The sequence below is a fragment of the Sphingobium sp. TB-6 genome, assembly GCF_012927365.1.
Classification (GTDB): domain Bacteria; phylum Pseudomonadota; class Alphaproteobacteria; order Sphingomonadales; family Sphingomonadaceae; genus Sphingobium.
The window spans coordinates 124,021-141,596 of the sequence record NZ_JABBGL010000003.1 but is presented as its reverse complement, the minus strand read 5'-3'; the positions used below and the strand labels follow the sequence as shown (position 1 = coordinate 141,596).

Sequence of the window (17,576 nt, the reverse complement as noted above, 5' to 3'; positions counted from 1 at the left end):
GTTACAACGTCCGGAAGGCGTTGGTGATCGGATAGCGGCGGTCGCGGCCGAAATTGCGCATGCCAAGCTTCACGCCGGGGGGCGACTGGCGGCGCTTATATTCGGCCACGTAGAGCAGACGTTCGATGCGGGCGACGGTATCACGGTCGAAGCCACGGGCGACGAGTTGTTCGACCGATAATTCCTCTTCCACCAGGCCGTAGAGGATCGGGTCCAGCAGCTCATAGGGGGGCAGGCTGTCCTCATCCTTCTGATTGTCGCGCAGTTCGGCGCTGGGCGGCTTGGTGATGACGCGCTCCGGCATGACCGGACCCTTGGAACCTAGGCCCAAGCCCAGCGACGGCACATTCTCGTTGCGCCAGCGGCAGAGGTCGAACACCGTGGTCTTATAGGCGTCCTTGAGCACCGAATAACCGCCCGCCATGTCGCCATAAATGGTGGCATAGCCGACCGACATCTCGCTCTTGTTGCCGGTGGTCAGCAGCATATGGCCGAATTTGTTGGACAGGCCCATCAGCGTAAGCCCACGAATGCGGGACTGGATATTTTCTTCGGTGAGGTCGCGCTGGCGGCCGGTGAAGACATCGGCCAGCATGGAATCGAAGGCTTCCACCGCCGGTTCGATCGGAATGGTGTCATAACGAACGCCGAGCAGCCGGGCGCATTCTACCGCATCGTCCAGACTTTCCTGACTGGTGAAGCGCGACGGCATCATCACGCACCAGACGCGATCGGCGCCCAGCGCATCCACGGCGACAGCGGCGGACAAGGCGGAATCGATGCCGCCGGACAGGCCGAGGACCACGCCCGGGAAACGGTTCTTGTTCACATAGTCGCGCAAGCCGAGAACCATGGCGTTATAGATGTCGGCCGGGCGCTCATCGAGGATATGCCGCTCGCCGGGCAGGCAGACCCACTGGCCTTCCCATTTTTCCCAGTTGGTGAGGACCAGGGCTTCTTCCCAGTCGGGGAGCTGCTGGGCAAGGCTGAGATCGCCGTTCATCACGAAGGACGCGCCGTCGAACGCCAGCTCATCCTGGCCGCCGACGCGGTTCAGATAGATGAGCGGCAAGCCCGTTTCGCGGACGCGCGTGCCGGCCACGGCGTTGATGCGGCGGTCATCCTTGTCGACCTCGAACGGGCTGCCATTGGGGCTGATCAGGATTTCAGCGCCCTCCGCCCGCAGATGCGCGGTGACGAAGGGGAACCAGATATCCTCGCAAATGGGGACGCCGATCTTGACGCCCCGGAAGTCGATCGGCGCGGGCAGCGGACCGGGGGCGAAGAGGCGCTTTTCATCGAAGGTGCCGTAATTGGGCAGTTCGCGCTTCTGGCGGATGGCGGTGACGGCGCCATTTTCCAACAGGGCGACGACGTTGAAAAGGACGCCCTGCGAGGCGACGACCGTGCCCACCAGCATGGCCGGGCCGCCATCTGCGGTCGCCTGGGCCAGGCGGTCGAGTTCATGGTTGGCGCGGTCGACCAGAGCGGGCTTCAGCACCAGATCCTCAGGCGGATAGCCGATCAGTTGCAGTTCGGGATAGACGATGAGGTCAGCATCCATGGCGCGGGCGCGCCATTCCAGCATCGCATCGGCATTGGCGGACAAGTCGCCCACCGACTGCGTCATCTGGGCAAGGGCTATCACGAGTTTGTCGGTCATGAGGAGCGCCCCTAGAGCATTTTGGCCGTGAGCCAAAATGCTCTGTCATTTGTTGCCGCATTTTCAAACCCGATGCCCCGTTTCAGGACCGTTCTAAAAATGCTCGGGTTCATTTTGCCGCGAGGCGCGAAAGCGCCTTTTCAGGAGAGACCTCCGCCGCTAAAGGGGCCGCGTTCTCGCCATCGTCATCAATTCGTCACGGGGGTTTGGCCATGAAGCTCATGACCGGCAATTCCAATAAGCCGCTCGCGGCCGCCATCGCCGACTATATCGAGATTCCCCTGACCGACGCGAGCGTCCGCCGCTTCGCGGACGAGGAAGTTTTCGTGGAAATTCATGAGAATGTCCGCGGCGAAGACGTGTTCGTGCTGCAATCGACCAGCTATCCGACGAACGACAATCTGATGGAATTGCTGATCATGATCGATGCGCTGAAACGCGCGTCGGCCAAGCGAATCACGGCAGTCGTCCCCTATTTCGGCTATGCCCGGCAAGACCGGAAGCCCGGCCCCCGCACCCCGATCTCGGCCAAGCTGGTGGCGAACCTGATCACCACGGCGGGCGCCAACCGCGTGCTGTCGGTCGACCTGCACGCCGGACAGATCCAGGGTTTCTTCGACATCCCGACCGACAATCTGTTCGGCGCGCCGGTCATGTCGGCGGATATCCAGGCGCGCTTTGGCGATCGCAACCTGATGGTCGTGTCGCCCGACGTCGGCGGCGTGGTGCGTGCGCGGGCGCTCGCCAAGCGGCTCGACAACGCGCCGCTGGCCATCGTCGACAAGCGCCGCGAGCGGGCGGGCGAATCGGAAGTCATGAACATCATCGGTGACGTGAAGGGCCGCTTCTGCGTGCTGATCGACGATATCGTCGATTCGGCGGGCACGCTCTGCAACGCCGCCGCCGCGCTGAAGGCGGCAGGCGCCGAGGAAGTGGCCGCCTATGTCAGCCATGGCGTGCTGTCGGGCGGCGCGGTGGCTCGCGTCGAAGCGTCGGAGCTCAAGGAACTGGTCATCACCGACACGATCCAGGGCACCGACGCGGTGAACGGCGCGAAGAGCATCCGCCACCTGCCCATCGCGCCCCTGCTGGGCGAAGCGATCAAGCGCATCGCGGACGAAAGCTCGGTTTCCAGCCTGTTCGACTGAGACCGACGGATTTTCCGATTTCAAACGCCGCCGGTGGAAACATCGGCGGCCTTTTCATGCGCGATGAAGCAAGGTCGCGCGGCGCGTCTTCAGGCGGTCGGCAACAGCACCGCTGGCACGCTAAGGAAGAGGATCAAGGCGACAAGGATGCGCTGGCTCCGCGAGATCCCCAGCGGATTTTCCCGCCAGATCATCGGGCAGCTCAGCAAGGCAAGCAGGAACAGCATGTTCGACAGCGTGATGGCCCCGTCAACGGGGATGTCCTGCCGCAGCGCCAGAGCGCCGAAAAGGGCAACGAAACTCAAGATCCAACCGATCAACGCCACGCCCAACTCCTTGCCGATACAGAAGAATAGACGGCTCATGTTGCGGAAGATTTAAAGCCCGCTCGCCCAGGGATCATAGGTGCCGAAGCTCCAGACGTTACCCTCCGGGTCCAGCGCCTCGTAACCGCGGCCGGGATAGCCGTCATTATCGTGCGGTTCGCTCACCACCACCGCGCCTTCGTTGCGGGCATGGAGGCAGTGGGCATCGACGTCGGGCACAACCACATAGATGCAGGTGGTGACGCCGCCCAGATCCTTCGGCGTCGTCCAAATGTAAAGCGACTCCCCTTCCCCGTCGCGGACGCTGCCCAGCATCACCATGCCCTCGCCCAGCGCCAGTTCGGCATGATGGACGATATGGGGATCGGCTTCATCCTCGTAGCAGGCGCGCAATTCAAAGCCGAAAGCGTCGCAGAGAAAGCGGATGGCGGCGGGCGCATCGGCATAGCGCAAGCCGGGGATGACGGGTGAACCGGGCATCTTTTCCTTCCTTCATTTTAAAGGAATCGGGCGGGATTAACCTAACCTTTCCGTCCCTTTGCCGCGATATTTGTTTTCCGCATTTTCTTGGGCCGTCAGGCGTTCCGCCCGACTTGAAAATGCTTTAGGTCGAGGCGCATGACGACCCGCGATGACCTGACCCTTGCCAACCGCCTTGCCGACGCTGCCGGTGCGGCGATCCGCCCTTTTTTCCGTGCCCGCTACGACATGGAATTCAAATCCGACAAGTCGCCCGTGACCGAGGCCGACCGCGCCGCGGAAGCGGCGATCCGGACGATATTGGAAAAGGAACGGCCGCAGGACGGCATCATCGGAGAGGAATATGGCGCGACGCGCGAGGATGCGGAACGGGTGTGGATACTCGATCCGATCGACGGGACGCGCAGCTTCATCGCCGGTCGGCCGATTTTCGGGACGTTGGTGGCGCTGACCCAGGCGGGTTGGCCGACCATCGGCATCATCGACCAGCCGATCGCCGGAGAGCGCTGGGCAGGGATGATGGGGCAGCCGACCACCTTCAACGGCAAGCCGGTGACGACGCGGGCGTGCCGGGGTCTGGATCAGGCGATCCTGGCTTCAACCGCGCCGCAGCTTTTCCCCGGCTGCACCGCCGAGCATTTCTCCCGGCTGGCGGGACAGTGCCGGGACACGGTCTGGGGCGGCGATTGCTATAATTACGGGCTGATCGCCTCTGGTCATGTCGATATCGTCGTCGAGGCGGGATTGAAATTGCACGACATTGCCGCGCTGGTGCCGGTGGTCGAGGGCGCGGGCGGGCGCATGTGCGATTGGGCGGGCGATCCGTTGACGCACGACAGCGCCGGGCAGGTGATCGCGCTGGGCGATCCGGCCCGGCTGGACGATGTGCTGGAGGCGCTGGCTGAGGGGCATGAGGGCCATTAAGAAGCCCATTCTGAAGAGTGGCTTTTTAAGGTGACGGCCGGTTAACAGCCGGATGACTGAACATGGCTAAAAACTCGCCAATGCGGGAAAAGCCCCCCATGGCGGAGCCGAAAAGCTTACTGGCTGATCTTGAGGATATGGTCGAGAATCGCCGGATGTAACGGACGTTCGAAAACGCAGCCCGACTCGTGGGACCGGCTCCACAGCACGCGGGCGCGGCGGCCTTCGAAGCCCGGCAGCATTATCCATACATCATCGTCCGCCGTGAGCTTCATGAAGCTTTTCAGACGAAAGCCGATTTCGGAAACGTCGGTAATGTGGCTCTTGAACCAGGTTTCGCCGGGCCGGCGGACCCGAACGCCGATCAAAGCCGTGCGGCGATCCGCTAGACGGTTATTGCCGCGATACAGGTTTGTCTGAACTTTAGCGCCCATGATCCCATGCCGATTTGACCGTCGGCATCATCGCCCATCACGGTGAAGAAAGCATTAAGCCGGACCGTGCGGAGCAAAAATAAGGGGCCGCCGAAGCAGCCCCTGTCCAGGTCGGCGCATTGCAAGGCCGATTGCGTCACCCCAGCCCGCGCCCGGAAACGGGAAGTCGAACATTCCCGGCCAAACGGCGGCGGCGTATTCGTGCCTTGAGAGCCCGGAAACCATCGGATGATCCCATCCGACGGCGATCGCGCGCTCCTGTCCGATGCGCATTTCCCTTTTTTCCGAACCGGGTTCCGGCAATGCCGGAACCCGGTCCCGATGGCTTTAGAACTTGCCGTACTGTTCGTTGCCGACGAAGCCGAGCTTCGTCACGCCAGCACGCTTGATCTCCGCCAACACCTGGTCGACCACGACATAGCGGGTCGCCGCATTGGGCTGGAACTGCAGTTCGGGTTCGACCGGCAACCGCAGCGACTGCTGCAGATACTGACGCAGGGTCAGCAGGTCGATGGCCGAACCGTTCCAGGTGATGATGCCGCTGGGATCGATAGCCACCTTGTTCTTGACAGGGTCAATGACGCTGTCGGTCGGCGGCGCGTTCTGCGGCAGGTCGATCTTGACCGCGTGGGTCTGGATCGGGATGGTGATGATGAACATGATGAGGAGAACGAGCATGACGTCGATAAGCGGCGTCGTGTTCATTTCCACCATCGGTTCGCCATCGTCTCTTCCGGCACTCATTGCCATGGCGATACTCCTAGAGCATTTTCAACAATGGTCGTCTGACGGCCATTCGGTTCGAAAATGCGTCAACAAAGGACATTAACTTAAAGCCGGCGGGTCGTCGTGCCCGGTTCAGGCTCGGAGATGAAGCCGACCTTCGGGAAACCGGCGCGCTGCATCGTGTAGATGGTGCCGCCGATGCACCGATAGGGGACGTTGATGTCACCGCGGATATGCACTTCGGGCAGATCCTCGGGCGTCATATTTTCAACGCCGCCCGCCTTCTTGATGTCCGCTTCCAGCTTCGCGACCGCGCGGTCGAGCAGCTCGTCGGAGGACACACGAGTCAGGTTCCAGTAGACCGCGCAGCTACCGTCGGAGCTCTGCGTGACCGACAGGGAGACGTTTTCCGGTTTCGTCGTCGTCGGCTCGAACGCGACCTTGGGAAGCTGTAGCTGAACCGTCTGGACGACGACCGGGACCGCGATAAGGAAGATGATGAGCAACACCAGCATGACGTCGACGAGCGGCGTCGTGTTGATGTCGGACATCGGCTTGTCTTCACCGCCGTCAGAGCCAACACTCATTGCCATTGATTATTTCCTAACATGCTTGTCGAGGGCGCCCCGGCATTTCGGGACCCACGTCCGATAAGGGGGACCAGGCGTCGCAGCCGCCGCCGGCCCCCTTGCCGGCATCTCAGCCTATCAGGCCTTGGTCGGGGCAGCGGCGGGCTTGGCAGCCGCAGCGGCCGGGGCAGCGGCGATCGCGGGCTTCACGGCGCCGTTCGACACCAGATAAGCCAGCAGGTCGACGGTGAAGCCGGCGAGCTGCTCGGAGATCGACTTGTTGCGGCGCTGCAGGAAGTTGTAGGCGAGCACCGCGGGAACGGCCACGGCCAGACCCAGGGCGGTCATGATCAGAGCTTCACCGACCGGGCCGGCGACGGCGTCGATCGAGGCCTGACCGGCGGCGCCGATCTTGATCAGAGCGCGGTAGATGCCGATAACCGTACCGAACAGACCGATGAACGGCGAGGTCGAACCGACGGTCGCGAGGAACGCCAGCCCACCGTTCAGCTTCGAGTTGATCGCGGCTTCCGAACGCGCCAGCGAGCCGTGCAGCCAGTCATGCGCTTCGACCGGGTCGGTCAGCTTGGTGTGTTCTTCCTGCGCCTTGATACCGTCGTCGACGATCTGCTTGTAGGCCGAGTTCTTTTCGAGCTTGGCGGTGCCTTCCTTCAGCGAAGCGGCGCGCCAGAAGGTCGCACGAACCTTCTTGCCCTGGTTGATCACCTTCTGCTGTTCGATCAGCTTGGTGAACAGGATGTAGAAGGTACCGACCGACATACCGCAAAGGATGATGAAAACGGTCCAGGCGATGGTGCCGCCCTGCTGGAGCGCTTCCATCAGGCCGTACGGGTTCTCCGACTTCGGCGCGGCGGCCGCTGCGATAGACATCAACATGTTCAAGACTTCCCTCTCAAAGGATCAATAACAAGGGGCAGGCGGCTTCCAGTCATTCGGAGGCGCGCGCCTGCCCTTTCAAAATCACTCCGGCAGACGCCAGGTAATGCGGCCATTGTACGTGTCCGACATCGGACCACCCCCGGCTGCTACCGCGGGCTTGAACCTCGCGCGCTTCGGCAACAGGCGGCAGGTCGCCTCATCGAGGTCGGCATGGCCGGTCGAAGAGGTGATCGTGCAGTTGGTCACGCGACCATCCGGACCGATTTCCAGCCGGAACCCAGCCGTGCCCGAGCGTTCTTCACGCTGCGCGCGGCTCGGATAGTCGGCGTCGCTGAGCCAGCTGCCGGGGCTGCTGCGCGGAGACGCACGAGAGGCGGGAACCTCCGGCGGCGGCGGAGCAGGCGGCGGCGGAGCAGCAACCGGAACCGGGTTGAAGACCGGCGGCGGAGTCCGAACCGTCTGAATCGGCGGTGCGGGGGCCGGGGTCTGAACGATCGGCGGCGGCGCGACGACCGGCGGCGGTTCAATCGGTTGATCCGGCGGGGGCGGCGGCGGCTCCTCGTCCGGTGGCGGCGGTTCCTCCTTCACGTCGATCACGTTCAGCTGTTCCGCCGCCTTTTTGACATATTTCATGCCAAGACCGGTGACGAAGGCATAACCCAGAACAGCGTGAATCAGGGCGACGATAATGATCGAGATCGTGCGACTCGATCCTTGCGAGTGGTCAGCATAGGCCATTCGGCAACGACACTCCTTAACTCAGCTTTACCAGTTGATTATCGGCAAATAAGCCAAAAACGGCCCGAGCTGGCCGGGTCATCCCGGTCATCTTGGCCCCTATCCGTTCATTTGCTACCGTGCGAACTCCTATCGCGGCGCATCGTGGCACGCAAACGCTTTATCGATATGATCATTTGCGACCACCATTACACAGCAGAAAGACTTGCATGTGACAAAGATGTCACGGCCTGCCATCATTAGGACGAAGATGAAAAAGAAATCCACCATGACCTTGCGGAAGCTGGCCCTGCTCTGCCTCATTTCCGCCGCACAATCGCAGATTTCCGCGGCTCAGACGACCGTCGACAAAATGGCGGCGCGACCATCCGAACGGGTCGCCGGTCTCGCTTATGCCGATATCGCGGACCTCGCGGACGCCGCGTCGCTGGTGGCACAGGCGCGGATTGGCAACATCATCAAATTGAAGCCCGGGCAGGCCGGCACCGTCCCGGCAGGGTATCAAAGGGTCTATGTCGAGGCGAATGTCGCCAATCTGATTCGCGGCGAGGGAGGAATCACCCCTACGGTCCGCTATCTTTACGACGCGCCGCTCGATGCGCGGGGCAAATTGCCCAAGCTCAAGAAGGCGCAGGTCATTCTGTTCGCCCGCCCGGGCACGCGGCCTGGCGAAATCCAGCTCGTCGCGCGCGACGCGCAGGTCATCGCCTCTCCCGCCGAAATTGCGCGGGTGAGGGCGATTCTGTCCGAACTGGTCGCCAATGACGCTCCCCCGCGCATCATGGGGCTGGGCGATGTCTTCCATGTCGCGGGCACGATTGCCGGCGAAGGCGAGACCCAAATCTTCCTGCGCACGGAAAATGGCGATCCCGTCTCGCTGTCCATCCTGCGCCGGCCCGGGCAGGAACCGCGCTGGGCCGTGGCGCTGGGCGAGATCGTGGATGAAGCCGCCCGCCCCCCGGCACGCGGCAGCCTGCTTTGGTACCGTCTTGCCTGCGGCCTGCCCGACGCGCTGCCAGCCCGGTCGGTGCGCGCCCTTTCCCCGCAGGATGCAGAGGCGGCCCGTGCCGATTATCAGGTGGTTCTGAGCGCTCTGGGGCCCTGCGGCCGGACGCGGGCGGCTCGCTGATCGCTCGGAACGGCCCTCTGGTTCCTTTTCCTTGGACAGAAACGCAGAGGCGGCTATCAGCGCGGCGTCCCGTGATCAGGAAGGATGAAGAGAAGCCATGACCAATCTGCACCGCCATGCCCCGCTGCGCGTCGCGCTCGTCGGCCTCGGCACGGTGGGCGGCGGCGTCATTCGGCTGCTTCAGACCAATGCGGACCTGATCGCCCGCCGCGCCGGATGCCCGATTCAGATCGTCGCCATTTCCGCGCGCGACCGGAACAAGGATCGCGGCGTCGACCTGTCCCCCTATGAATGGGTGGACGACATGACGACGCTGGCGACCCGCGACGACATCGACGTGGTGGTGGAGCTGATCGGGGGGGCGGACGGCCCGGCCCTCACCCTCGCCCGCCAGTGCCTGACCGTCGGCAAGCCTTTCGTCACCGCGAACAAGGCGATGCTGGCCCATCATGGGCTGGACCTCGCCGGTCTGGCGGAGAAGGCCGGCGTCGCGCTCAAATATGAAGCGGCGGTGGCGGGCGGCATCCCGGTCATCAAGGGCATGCGCGAAGGCGCCGCCGCGAACGAGATCAGCCGGGTCTACGGCATCCTGAACGGCACCTGCAATTACATCCTCACCACCATGGAGAAGGCCAAGGAATCCGGAAACCCCCGGGGCTTCGACGAGGTGCTGAAGGAAGCGCAGGAGCTGGGCTATGCGGAAGCCGATCCCAGCTTCGACATCGATGGCGTCGACGCCGCGCACAAGCTGACCATCCTTGCCAGCCTGGCCTTCGGCACGGAGCTGGATTTCGATGCGGTCGCGACCACCGGCATCCGCCATGTCATCGCCGCCGACATCGCGGAAGCGGCAGCGTTGGGATACCGCATCCGTCTGGTCGGCATGGCGGAGAATGGCCCTGAGGGTCTGTTCCAGCGCGTCCACCCGATGCTGGTGCCGCTCGACCATCCGCTCGCCCATGTCGATGGTTCGCTCAACGCCGTCGTGGCGGAGGGCAATTTCGTCGGCCGCCTCTTCTTCCAGGGGCGCGGCGCGGGCGATGGCCCGACCGCTTCGGCCGTGGTCGCGGACCTGATCGACGTGGCCCGCGACGAATATGGCGACGCGCTGGCGATGCCTGTCGCCGCCCTGGCGCAGCAAAAGCCCGCCGATGCCGGCAAGCGCGTGGGCCGCGCCTATCTGCGCTTCAAGGTGCAGGACCGGCCCGGCGTGCTGGCGGAGATCGCGGCGGCAACCCGCGATGCGGGCGTGTCGATCGAAAGCATGATCCAGCGCGGCGCCAATCAGGCGGACGGCGTATTGGTCGCCATCGTCACCCACGCAGGCGAGGAGCGCTGCGTCCTCGACACGCTGAACCGTCTGGCGGGTTCCGAGAGCCTGCTCCAGACGCCGATGGTGATGCACATATTGGACTGATCCGTCAGTCCAGCCCGAAACTCCGCGCCAGCGTTTGTTCGATCGGCTCGCCAAGCCGAAAGATCCGACGATTGGCGCGCTTGGGGCAATTCATATTGCCGATGATCCGGCATGGCCGCGCATCGAAGCGATAGGCATTCATCTTGCCATCACCGCCCGGCGCGACGCTGCTGCCGAGGCGCGGTCCTTCCGTCTCCCCGCCCCCCAGGCAGAGCGACGGCACGGCCTGACAGGGCGCCGGACGGACCTTGCCGATCCGGCGCGTGACGCCTTCGGGTTGAGCGGCAAGGCTGGCGGCAATCAGCAGGAAGATCATTTGCGCGGCCCTTGAGCGATTCCGACCGGCCGGAATCGATCGCCGGTCAAGAAATCGCGTAAAATCAAAGAAACGGAGCGGTTCTTGCTCTTGTTATCCTGCGAACGTGACAAACGTGCTTCCGTTGCATGGGCCTGCTGAAAAGCGCACCCTCGACAAGGATCGGCCGACATCCTATCGCGCTTCACAATAGCGATAGAAGAGGAAACGACATGGTGCAGGCAAGCTCGATACTCGATCGTGTGCTGGTGCTGGAGATGGTGCGCGTGACCGAAGCGGCCGCCATCGCCGCATCGAAGCTGATCGGACGCGGCGATGAAAAGGCCGCCGACGCCGCAGCGGTCGAAGCGATGCGCCTGGCCTTCAACGACCTCTATATGGACGGCACCGTCGTCATCGGTGAAGGCGAACGCGACGAAGCGCCGATGCTCTATATCGGGGAGAAGGTCGGCAATGCGATCGGCACCGGCCCCCGGATCGACATCGCGCTCGATCCGCTGGAAGGCACGACCATCACCGCCAAGGCCGGTCCCAACGCGCTCGCCGTGCTGGCGATCTCGGAGGAAGGCGGCCTGCTGAACGCGCCCGACGTCTATATGGAAAAGCTGGCGGTCGGTCCCGGCCTGCCCGACGGCATCATCGACCTCAACAGGTCGGTGCAGGAGAATGTCGAGGCCGTCGCCAATGCCAAGGGCGTCGACCCGCATGAGATCATCGTCTGCGTGCTCGACCGGCCGCGCCATGAAAAGCTGATCGCGGAATTGCGCGCCATCGGCTGCGGCATCATGCTGATCCCCGATGGGGACGTGGCGGGCGTGATCGCCACCACCAATCCTGAAACCAATATCGACATGTATATGGGTTCGGGCGGCGCGCCCGAAGGCGTGCTGGCTTGCGCGGCGCTGCGCTGCGTCGGCGGGCAGTTCAAGGGCAAGCTGCTGTTCCGCAATGATGACGAGCGCGCCCGCGCCCGCAAATGGGGCATTACCGATCTCGACAGAATCTATGACCTCAAGGAACTGGCCAAGGGCGACTGCATCTTCGCCGCGACCGGGGTCACTGACGGCTCGCTGCTGAACGGGGTCAAGCGGCTGCCCGGCGGCAAGCTCACCACCGACAGCGTCGTGATGCGCGCCAGCACCGGTACGGTGCGCTGGGTGAAGGGCGAGCATCGGCTGGACCGGAAGCCGATCTGATCGATCATGAAGGGGTAAGAAAAAAGGGACTCGCTTGAGTCCCTTTTTTCATGCGCGGCGTCGGCGCTTGCCTATCGCCCTGCGCGGTGGTTCAGATCGTGCCCGAGCGCCAGGATCGCGACGCCCAGCAGCGTATAGGCGCTTTCCTGCCAGCCATGATCCATGGTGAGCGCGCCCGCCATGATGCCCAGGCCCAGCGATCCGATAGCGGCGGGCATCATATAGCCATGCGCCACCGCGCCATGGCCGAGCGCCACGGCGCCGAGCAGGATCGCCAGCACAAGGCCGGTCTCATGGAAGATCGGGCTTTCGAAAATCCCGCCCGCCGAGGCCAGCACACCCAACAAAACGGCGGTGCCGAAGCAATGGGCCACACACATGCCCGACAGCACGATCGCAATGCGATCGATCCGACCGTTGAGCAAATGCTGGCGAAGGCTGATCGGCATGGTGTGAGCTACATAGGCGAGGCGGAGGAAAGTTACAACATATCATAACCTGATTTTTGCGATGTTGTGACAAAGGGACGTTCATGGCCAATGCAAGCCATTAAAGTGATACGTGTTCCTGCGAAGGCAGGAACCCAGTTCCGCCGCTTGTGGATCATGCACCTTAGAAACTGGGCTCCTGCCTTCGCAGGAGCACGATGCGCTTCAAGAAAAAGCGCGAAGCAGACCGTCCGCTCTCTACCCTATGCCGCCAGCCGCAGGCAGTTCCGCCCGCTATGCTTGGCGTTGTAGAGCGCCTTGTCCGCTGCCTCCAGCACCGCCTGGTCGTCGCTTTTCCCGTCCAGCCCCACCAGCCCCGCGCTGAACGTCACCGGAATCGCCTCGCCCGAATCGATCTGCACCGGATGGGCCGCCACCATTTCGCGCAGCCGTTCGCAGATCATGCTCGCGCGCCCGACATCGGTGCCGCTCAGCAGGATGGCGAACTCCTCGCCCCCCAGGCGGCCGATGCTGTCGACGCTGCGCAGCCCCGGACGCAGCCGCTCGACGAAACCGGCCAGCACGCGGTCGCCCGCGCCATGACCGTAGCAATCGTTGACCGCCTTGAAATGATCGATGTCGATCAGCAGCAGGCAGGCGCGGGCGCCCAGGCGAACGCGCAACATCTCCTCCTCCAGCTTTTCGAGGAAGGCGCGCCGCGTATCAGCCCCGGTCAGCGAATCCAGCGCGGCTTCCTGCTGCAAAGCGCGTTGCCGCGCCTTGTGCCGGGACATGTCGCGGATCGTGCTGACCAGGCCAGTGGGCAGGCCGCGTTCATCGACCACCGCGCGCGCCACCATCTCGCACCATTCCCGGCCCTGGGCGGAGATGAAGGGGCGAAATTCCACCGTCTGCACGTCGCCCGGCTGGGCCAATGCCCGATCCAGCGTGGCGATCACCTGTTCCCGGTCCTCCGGATCGACCAGATTGGCGGCATCCTGACCGACCAGCAATTCCGGCGCGCAACCGATCTGCTCGGCCGCGGCGGGCGAGGCATATTCGATCACCCCCTCGACGCTGATGTTGAGCACGACGTCGCCGCTATTTTCCGCGATAGCGCGATAGCGCGCCTCGCTTTCCTGCAGCATCTGGAACAGTCGGCGGCGGCTGTTCAATTCCGCCGCGATCGGCATGGACAACAGGAAGCAAAAGGCAAGGAAAAGCTGAAAATACTGCATCCGCTCGCCCAGGGTGCCGGGGATCATGTGCAACGGCCCATGGCCGGTCATGGTGGCCATACCGCCGATGATCGCCAGGATCATGACCGATGCCGCCGCCCCCAGATTGCCCAGGCGGAACACGATGGCGACCATCGGCAGCAACAGCGCGAACAGCATCGGATAGCGCGCGACATAGAAGACATAGGCAGTCGCCAGGGCGAACAGCAGCAACAGGCCCAGCGCTTCCCATTTTTGGCGATGGCTGGTTTGGCCGAACCAGCGCCGCAATTCGCCCTGCATCAGCATCATCAGGATCGGCGTGCAGGTCAGCCCGCCCAGCACATGCCCGGTATACCATTGCAGCAGGGCCGCGCCGAAGGACACGGCAGTCAGCGTCGACGCGACCGACGCCGCGGCCATGCCCGCAATCAGATTGGCCGGGCCGCAAAGCGCCAGGATGAAAACGAACAGCGGCTGCATCGATCCGGCGAATTTGCCGCCCGGCGCGAATCGGCGGCAGAGCAGCGCGACGATCAGCCCTTCCAGCAGGTTGATGCCCGCCATCGGCGCGGCGGCAAGCGGCCCCATGCCCCACAGCGTCGTCGACAGCGCGCTCGCCACGCCGCAGGCGATGAGAGCCCATGGCCAGCTATTGGTCCGCGACGTCAGCAGATAGGCCATCAGCAACGCGTTGGCGCCCCAGATGAAGGCCAGCCCCCCTTCGAAGCGCGAACTGGCGAGCGCCAGCGACGCCATCAGGAAATAAGCGCAACCCAAGGCGATCGGCGCCAGGCGGGAAGAAGGATGTCGAAGAGACGTCTGCATGTTCCGCCCCGCCCTAGACGCTTATCGTTAAAATATACTCACGATAATGATTTTACACAGAGGAAAATCATGCGGAGGCCAGCAAAGCCTGCCATCCCCGCAGCCTTTCCCGTCGGACGTCATCCGGCAAGGCCGGGGTGAAGCGCTGTCCTCCCGCCCCCATCGCCGCCGATGCCGTAGCAAGCGAGGGGAACAGGCCGCTGCCCACCGCCGCCAGCATCGCCGCCCCCTTGGCGGTCGTCTCCACATCGGCCGGACGATCGACGGGCAGGTCCAGAATATCGGCCAGATCCTGCGCGATCCAGTCGTTGGCGCTCATCCCGCCGTCGATGCGCAACGTCCGCCAGGGCACGCCGTCAGCAGCGAAAGCCCCGGCCAGGTCATGAATCTGGTGCGACAGCGATTCGAGCGCCGCGCGCACGATATGCGCCCGCTTCGTGCCCAGCGTCAGGCCGTGGATCATGCCCTTGGCCTCCGCCCGCCAGTGCGGCGCGCCCAGCCCCGCCAGCGCGGGCAGCATGGCGACGCCACCGCTGTCCGGCACCGACCGCGCCAGCCCCTCCGTTTCCTCCGCCGAGGCGATCAGGCCCAGCTCGTCGCGCAACCATTGGATCAGGCTGCCCGCGACGAACAGCGATCCCTCCAGCGCATAGCTCGTCTCGCCCGGCAGCCGGCAGAGCAAAGTCCCGAGCAGGCGATGCCGCGAAACCGGCACGGCGCTGCCCATATGGGCAAGGACGAAGGCGCCGGTGCCCAATGTCGCCTTGGCATCGCCCGGCGTCAGACAGCCCTGGCCAATCGTTGCCGCCTGCTGATCCCCCATCAATCCCCGGATCGCAATCGGCCGCCCGAACCATTCCGCCCGCGTCTCGCCAAAGGCACCGATATTGTCGGCAATCTCCGGCAAAGCCCGCAACGGCACGCCGAACAGGTCGCATAGACCCCGATCCCATTCCGTCCCGTCCAAAGCCATCAACTGGGTGCGGCTGGCATTGCTGGCGTCGCTGACATGCAGACCGCCGGTCAGCTTCCACACCAGCCAGCTTTCGACCGTACCAAAGGCCAGAGCGTCTCCCGCCTCGACCACCGCAGGCGCATGATCCAGAAGCCAGCGCATCTTGGTCGCGGAAAAATAGGGATCGAGCACCAGCCCGGTCCGTCGCTGGATCGCCCCCTCCTCGCCCGCCTCCCGCAATGCGGCGCAATGATCGGCGGTGCGGCGATCCTGCCAGACGATGGCGGGGGCCAAAGGCCGCCCCGTCCGCCGGTCCCACGCCACCATGGTTTCGCGCTGGTTGGTGATGCCGATCGCGGCGATGTTCTCCGCCCCGCCCGCCAGCGCCACCATCTCGCGCGCGCAGGCCAGGGTCTTCTCCCAGATCTCCGCCGCGTCATGTTCGACCCAGCCGGGCTGCGGATAATATTGGGTTAGCTCCGCCTGCGCCATGCCCAGCCGCCGCCCGTCCGGCGCATAGAGCATCGCCCGGGTCGACGTCGTGCCTTCATCCAGCACCAATATGTGCGGCTCGCTCACGCCCTCTCCCCCAGCCACCGTTCGACGCGCGCTTTCTGCTGTGCGTCCAGGCGCAGGCCCAGCTTGGTCCGGCGCCACAATATGTCGTCGGCGGTGATCGCCCATTCCCGCTCGACCAGATAGCGCAGCTCCGCCTCGGTCAGGCCATGGCCGAAATGAGTCCCCAGCCCATCCATGCCGTGCGCCGTCCCAAGCCAGTCCCAGGCGCGGGTGCCATAAGCGCAGGCGATGCGCTGCAATGAGGCATAATCGAGAAAAGGATAGTCGCAGCCCAGATCCGCGATGAGCTGATCGCGCCCCTGCATCGGGAAATCGCCGCCCGGCAGCGGAGCCTTTGCGGTCCAGTCGCCGCCCGACAGGCTGGGGAGAAAGGGTTTCAGCATCGCCACCGCTTCGGCGGCGAGGTGGCGATAGGTGGTGATCTTGCCCCCGAACAGGCTGATCAGCGGCGCTTCCCCCTGCGGCGCGTCCAGCTCCAGCCGGTAGCCACGCGTCGCCGCCTCCGGCCTGGCCGAACCGTCGTCGATCAACGGGCGCACCCCGGCATAGGACCACAGCACATCCTGCGGCGCGATCGCCTTTCTGAAATAGCGATTGGCCGCGTCGCAGAGATAGGCGATCTCCTCCGGCTCCGGCCGCACATCATCGACTGGTCCGGCATGATCGCGGTCGGTCGTGCCGATCAGGGTGAAATCCCGCTCATAGGGCAGCGCGAAGAAGATGCGGCTGTCGGGCAGTTGGAAGAAATAGGCGAAGCCATGATCGAACAGGCGGGGCACGACGATATGCGATCCGCGTACCAGCCGCATGTGGCGCGCCGTGTCGCCATGGGCGCGATGGAGCAGGTCGAGGACCAACGGCCCGGCAGCGTTGACCACGGCGCTCGCCCGGAATCGGGCCGCCGATCCATCCGGCCCCTGCGCATGGATCGTCCAGCCGCCGCTTTCCCGCTCCAGGCGCTGCACCTCGGTCCGGGTGCGGACGTCCGCGCCCCGGTCGGCGGCGTCGCGGGCGTTCAGGATGACAAGGCGCGCATCGTCCACCCAGCCGTCGGAATAGACATAGGCCTTGCCGAAGCCGGATTTCAGCGGCTGCCCGGCGGGATGGCGGCGCAGGTCGACGCCCTCCGTCGGCGGCAGGGCGCGCCGGCCGCCAATATGGTCGTAAACGAAAAGGCCAAGGCGCAGCATCCAGCGCGGCCGCAGACCCGGCACCCAGGGCAGCACGAAGCGCAGCGGATGGATGATATGCGGCGCGATCGCCCAGAGCCGCTCGCGCTCGGCCAGCGATTCGCGCACCAGGCCGAATTCGCGATGCTCCAGATAACGCAGCCCGCCATGGATGAGCTTGGTGGAAGCGGAGGATGTGCCTTGCGCCAGATCGCCGCGCTCCAGCAGCAGCACCCTCCCGCCTCGCCCGGCGGCATCGCGGGCGACGCCGCAACCATTGACGCCGCCGCCGATCACGGCGAGGTCATAGGCGGCTGGGTCCGTCTCCCTTGTCACGGAGGCATGTTAGCGTGGTTAGGCGGTGGGGGGAACCTTGATGCCGCGTCAGCACGCAAGCGCTAACTTAAAATCCCCCTGCGCGAAGCGTGGGGAAG

General features: G+C 64.3%; 18 protein-coding genes. 5 read left to right on the top strand and 13 right to left on the bottom strand.

Going from position 1 to position 17,576, the window contains the following annotated elements; genetic code table 11:
- Position 1: 1 nt before the first annotated feature.
- On the bottom strand, positions 2–1,663 hold the full coding sequence (locus tag HHL26_RS05985; protein ID WP_066559992.1) for an NAD+ synthase: 1,662 nt from the start codon (positions 1,661–1,663) through the stop codon (positions 2–4).
- A 212-nt stretch (positions 1,664–1,875) separates the two neighbouring features.
- Between HHL26_RS05985 and HHL26_RS05980 the strand changes: the two genes are divergently transcribed.
- On the top strand, positions 1,876–2,811 hold the full coding sequence (locus HHL26_RS05980) for a ribose-phosphate pyrophosphokinase (protein ID WP_066559994.1): 936 nt from the start codon (positions 1,876–1,878) through the stop codon (positions 2,809–2,811).
- A gap of 89 nt (positions 2,812–2,900) precedes the next feature.
- Here the strand turns inward: HHL26_RS05980 and HHL26_RS05975 are convergent, their stop codons facing one another.
- Positions 2,901–3,137, bottom strand: coding sequence for a hypothetical protein (locus HHL26_RS05975; protein WP_066561971.1), 237 nt, complete (start codon positions 3,135–3,137; stop codon positions 2,901–2,903).
- Positions 3,138–3,188: 51 nt separating this feature from the next.
- Positions 3,189–3,617, bottom strand: coding sequence for a VOC family protein (locus tag HHL26_RS05970; RefSeq protein WP_066560001.1), 429 nt, complete (start codon positions 3,615–3,617; stop codon positions 3,189–3,191).
- 138 nt (positions 3,618–3,755) lie between these two features.
- On the opposite strand from HHL26_RS05970, the gene hisN reads away from it, so the two are divergent.
- On the top strand, positions 3,756–4,541 hold the full coding sequence (gene hisN / locus HHL26_RS05965) for a histidinol-phosphatase (RefSeq protein ID WP_066560004.1): 786 nt from the start codon (positions 3,756–3,758) through the stop codon (positions 4,539–4,541).
- A gap of 116 nt (positions 4,542–4,657) precedes the next feature.
- Here hisN and HHL26_RS05960 read toward each other — a convergent pair whose 3' ends face one another.
- The 5 genes from HHL26_RS05960 to HHL26_RS05940 form a co-directional block, all read right to left on the bottom strand.
- A complete protein-coding gene (locus tag HHL26_RS05960; protein WP_066560006.1) occupies positions 4,658–4,975 on the bottom strand; it encodes a PilZ domain-containing protein in 318 nt (105 codons plus the stop codon).
- 327 nt (positions 4,976–5,302) lie between these two features.
- Positions 5,303–5,725 (bottom strand): biopolymer transporter ExbD, encoded by a 423-nt coding sequence (locus tag HHL26_RS05955; protein WP_066560011.1) that lies wholly within the window; start codon positions 5,723–5,725, stop codon positions 5,303–5,305.
- Positions 5,726–5,805: 80 nt separating this feature from the next.
- Complete coding sequence (locus tag HHL26_RS05950) at positions 5,806–6,294, bottom strand: biopolymer transporter ExbD (RefSeq protein WP_066560013.1); 489 nt, start codon at positions 6,292–6,294, stop codon at positions 5,806–5,808.
- 114 nt (positions 6,295–6,408) lie between these two features.
- Complete coding sequence (locus tag HHL26_RS05945; RefSeq protein ID WP_066560014.1) at positions 6,409–7,167, bottom strand: MotA/TolQ/ExbB proton channel family protein; 759 nt, start codon at positions 7,165–7,167, stop codon at positions 6,409–6,411.
- An 84-nt stretch (positions 7,168–7,251) separates the two neighbouring features.
- Complete coding sequence (locus tag HHL26_RS05940; protein WP_066560017.1) at positions 7,252–7,908, bottom strand: energy transducer TonB; 657 nt, start codon at positions 7,906–7,908, stop codon at positions 7,252–7,254.
- Between the two features lie 268 nt (positions 7,909–8,176).
- Here HHL26_RS05940 and HHL26_RS05935 point away from each other — a divergent pair, with 268 nt between their 5' ends.
- Complete coding sequence (locus HHL26_RS05935; RefSeq protein WP_082748936.1) at positions 8,177–9,037, top strand: hypothetical protein; 861 nt, start codon at positions 8,177–8,179, stop codon at positions 9,035–9,037.
- Between the two features lie 97 nt (positions 9,038–9,134).
- Entirely contained in the window at positions 9,135–10,454 is a 1,320-nt protein-coding gene (locus HHL26_RS05930) for a homoserine dehydrogenase (protein ID WP_066560022.1), read from the top strand.
- Between the two features lie 4 nt (positions 10,455–10,458).
- Here the strand turns inward: HHL26_RS05930 and HHL26_RS05925 are convergent, their stop codons facing one another.
- Entirely contained in the window at positions 10,459–10,770 is a 312-nt protein-coding gene (locus HHL26_RS05925) for a hypothetical protein (RefSeq protein ID WP_066560024.1), read from the bottom strand.
- Positions 10,771–10,982: 212 nt separating this feature from the next.
- Here HHL26_RS05925 and glpX point away from each other — a divergent pair, with 212 nt between their 5' ends.
- A complete protein-coding gene (gene glpX / locus HHL26_RS05920) occupies positions 10,983–11,966 on the top strand; it encodes a class II fructose-bisphosphatase (RefSeq protein ID WP_066560030.1) in 984 nt (327 codons plus the stop codon).
- Positions 11,967–12,037: 71 nt separating this feature from the next.
- Here glpX and HHL26_RS05915 read toward each other — a convergent pair whose 3' ends face one another.
- The 4 genes from HHL26_RS05915 to HHL26_RS05900 form a co-directional block, all read right to left on the bottom strand.
- A complete protein-coding gene (locus HHL26_RS05915) occupies positions 12,038–12,415 on the bottom strand; it encodes a MerC domain-containing protein (protein ID WP_066560034.1) in 378 nt (125 codons plus the stop codon).
- Between the two features lie 242 nt (positions 12,416–12,657).
- Entirely contained in the window at positions 12,658–14,439 is a 1,782-nt protein-coding gene (locus HHL26_RS05910) for a sensor domain-containing diguanylate cyclase (RefSeq protein ID WP_066560037.1), read from the bottom strand.
- Between the two features lie 67 nt (positions 14,440–14,506).
- Positions 14,507–15,973, bottom strand: a complete 1,467-nt coding sequence (locus HHL26_RS05905) for a glycerol kinase (RefSeq protein ID WP_066561974.1) — start codon at positions 15,971–15,973, stop codon at positions 14,507–14,509.
- The gene (locus HHL26_RS05900; protein ID WP_066560039.1) at positions 15,970–17,478 is read right to left on the bottom strand and encodes a glycerol-3-phosphate dehydrogenase; all 1,509 of its coding nucleotides are present in this window, start codon (positions 17,476–17,478) and stop codon (positions 15,970–15,972) included. The genes HHL26_RS05905 and HHL26_RS05900 overlap by 4 nt, the downstream gene beginning before the upstream one ends.
- Between the last annotated feature and the right edge of the window lie 98 nt (positions 17,479–17,576).

Coding starts and splice junctions, on each gene's coding strand:
- HHL26_RS05985 (WP_066559992.1), bottom strand. CDS start 1,663: ATGACCGACAAACTCGTGATAGCCCTTGCCCAGATGACGCAGTCGGTG.
- HHL26_RS05980 (WP_066559994.1), top strand. CDS start 1,876: ATGAAGCTCATGACCGGCAATTCCAATAAGCCGCTCGCGGCCGCCATC.
- HHL26_RS05970 (WP_066560001.1), bottom strand. CDS start 3,617: ATGCCCGGTTCACCCGTCATCCCCGGCTTGCGCTATGCCGATGCGCCC.
- hisN (WP_066560004.1), top strand. CDS start 3,756: ATGACGACCCGCGATGACCTGACCCTTGCCAACCGCCTTGCCGACGCT.
- HHL26_RS05960 (WP_066560006.1), bottom strand. CDS start 4,975: ATGGGCGCTAAAGTTCAGACAAACCTGTATCGCGGCAATAACCGTCTA.
- HHL26_RS05955 (WP_066560011.1), bottom strand. CDS start 5,725: ATGGCAATGAGTGCCGGAAGAGACGATGGCGAACCGATGGTGGAAATG.
- HHL26_RS05950 (WP_066560013.1), bottom strand. CDS start 6,294: ATGGCAATGAGTGTTGGCTCTGACGGCGGTGAAGACAAGCCGATGTCC.
- HHL26_RS05945 (WP_066560014.1), bottom strand. CDS start 7,167: ATGTTGATGTCTATCGCAGCGGCCGCCGCGCCGAAGTCGGAGAACCCG.
- HHL26_RS05940 (WP_066560017.1), bottom strand. CDS start 7,908: ATGGCCTATGCTGACCACTCGCAAGGATCGAGTCGCACGATCTCGATC.
- HHL26_RS05935 (WP_082748936.1), top strand. CDS start 8,177: ATGACCTTGCGGAAGCTGGCCCTGCTCTGCCTCATTTCCGCCGCACAA.
- HHL26_RS05930 (WP_066560022.1), top strand. CDS start 9,135: ATGACCAATCTGCACCGCCATGCCCCGCTGCGCGTCGCGCTCGTCGGC.
- HHL26_RS05925 (WP_066560024.1), bottom strand. CDS start 10,770: ATGATCTTCCTGCTGATTGCCGCCAGCCTTGCCGCTCAACCCGAAGGC.
- glpX (WP_066560030.1), top strand. CDS start 10,983: ATGGTGCAGGCAAGCTCGATACTCGATCGTGTGCTGGTGCTGGAGATG.
- HHL26_RS05915 (WP_066560034.1), bottom strand. CDS start 12,415: ATGCCGATCAGCCTTCGCCAGCATTTGCTCAACGGTCGGATCGATCGC.
- HHL26_RS05910 (WP_066560037.1), bottom strand. CDS start 14,439: ATGCAGACGTCTCTTCGACATCCTTCTTCCCGCCTGGCGCCGATCGCC.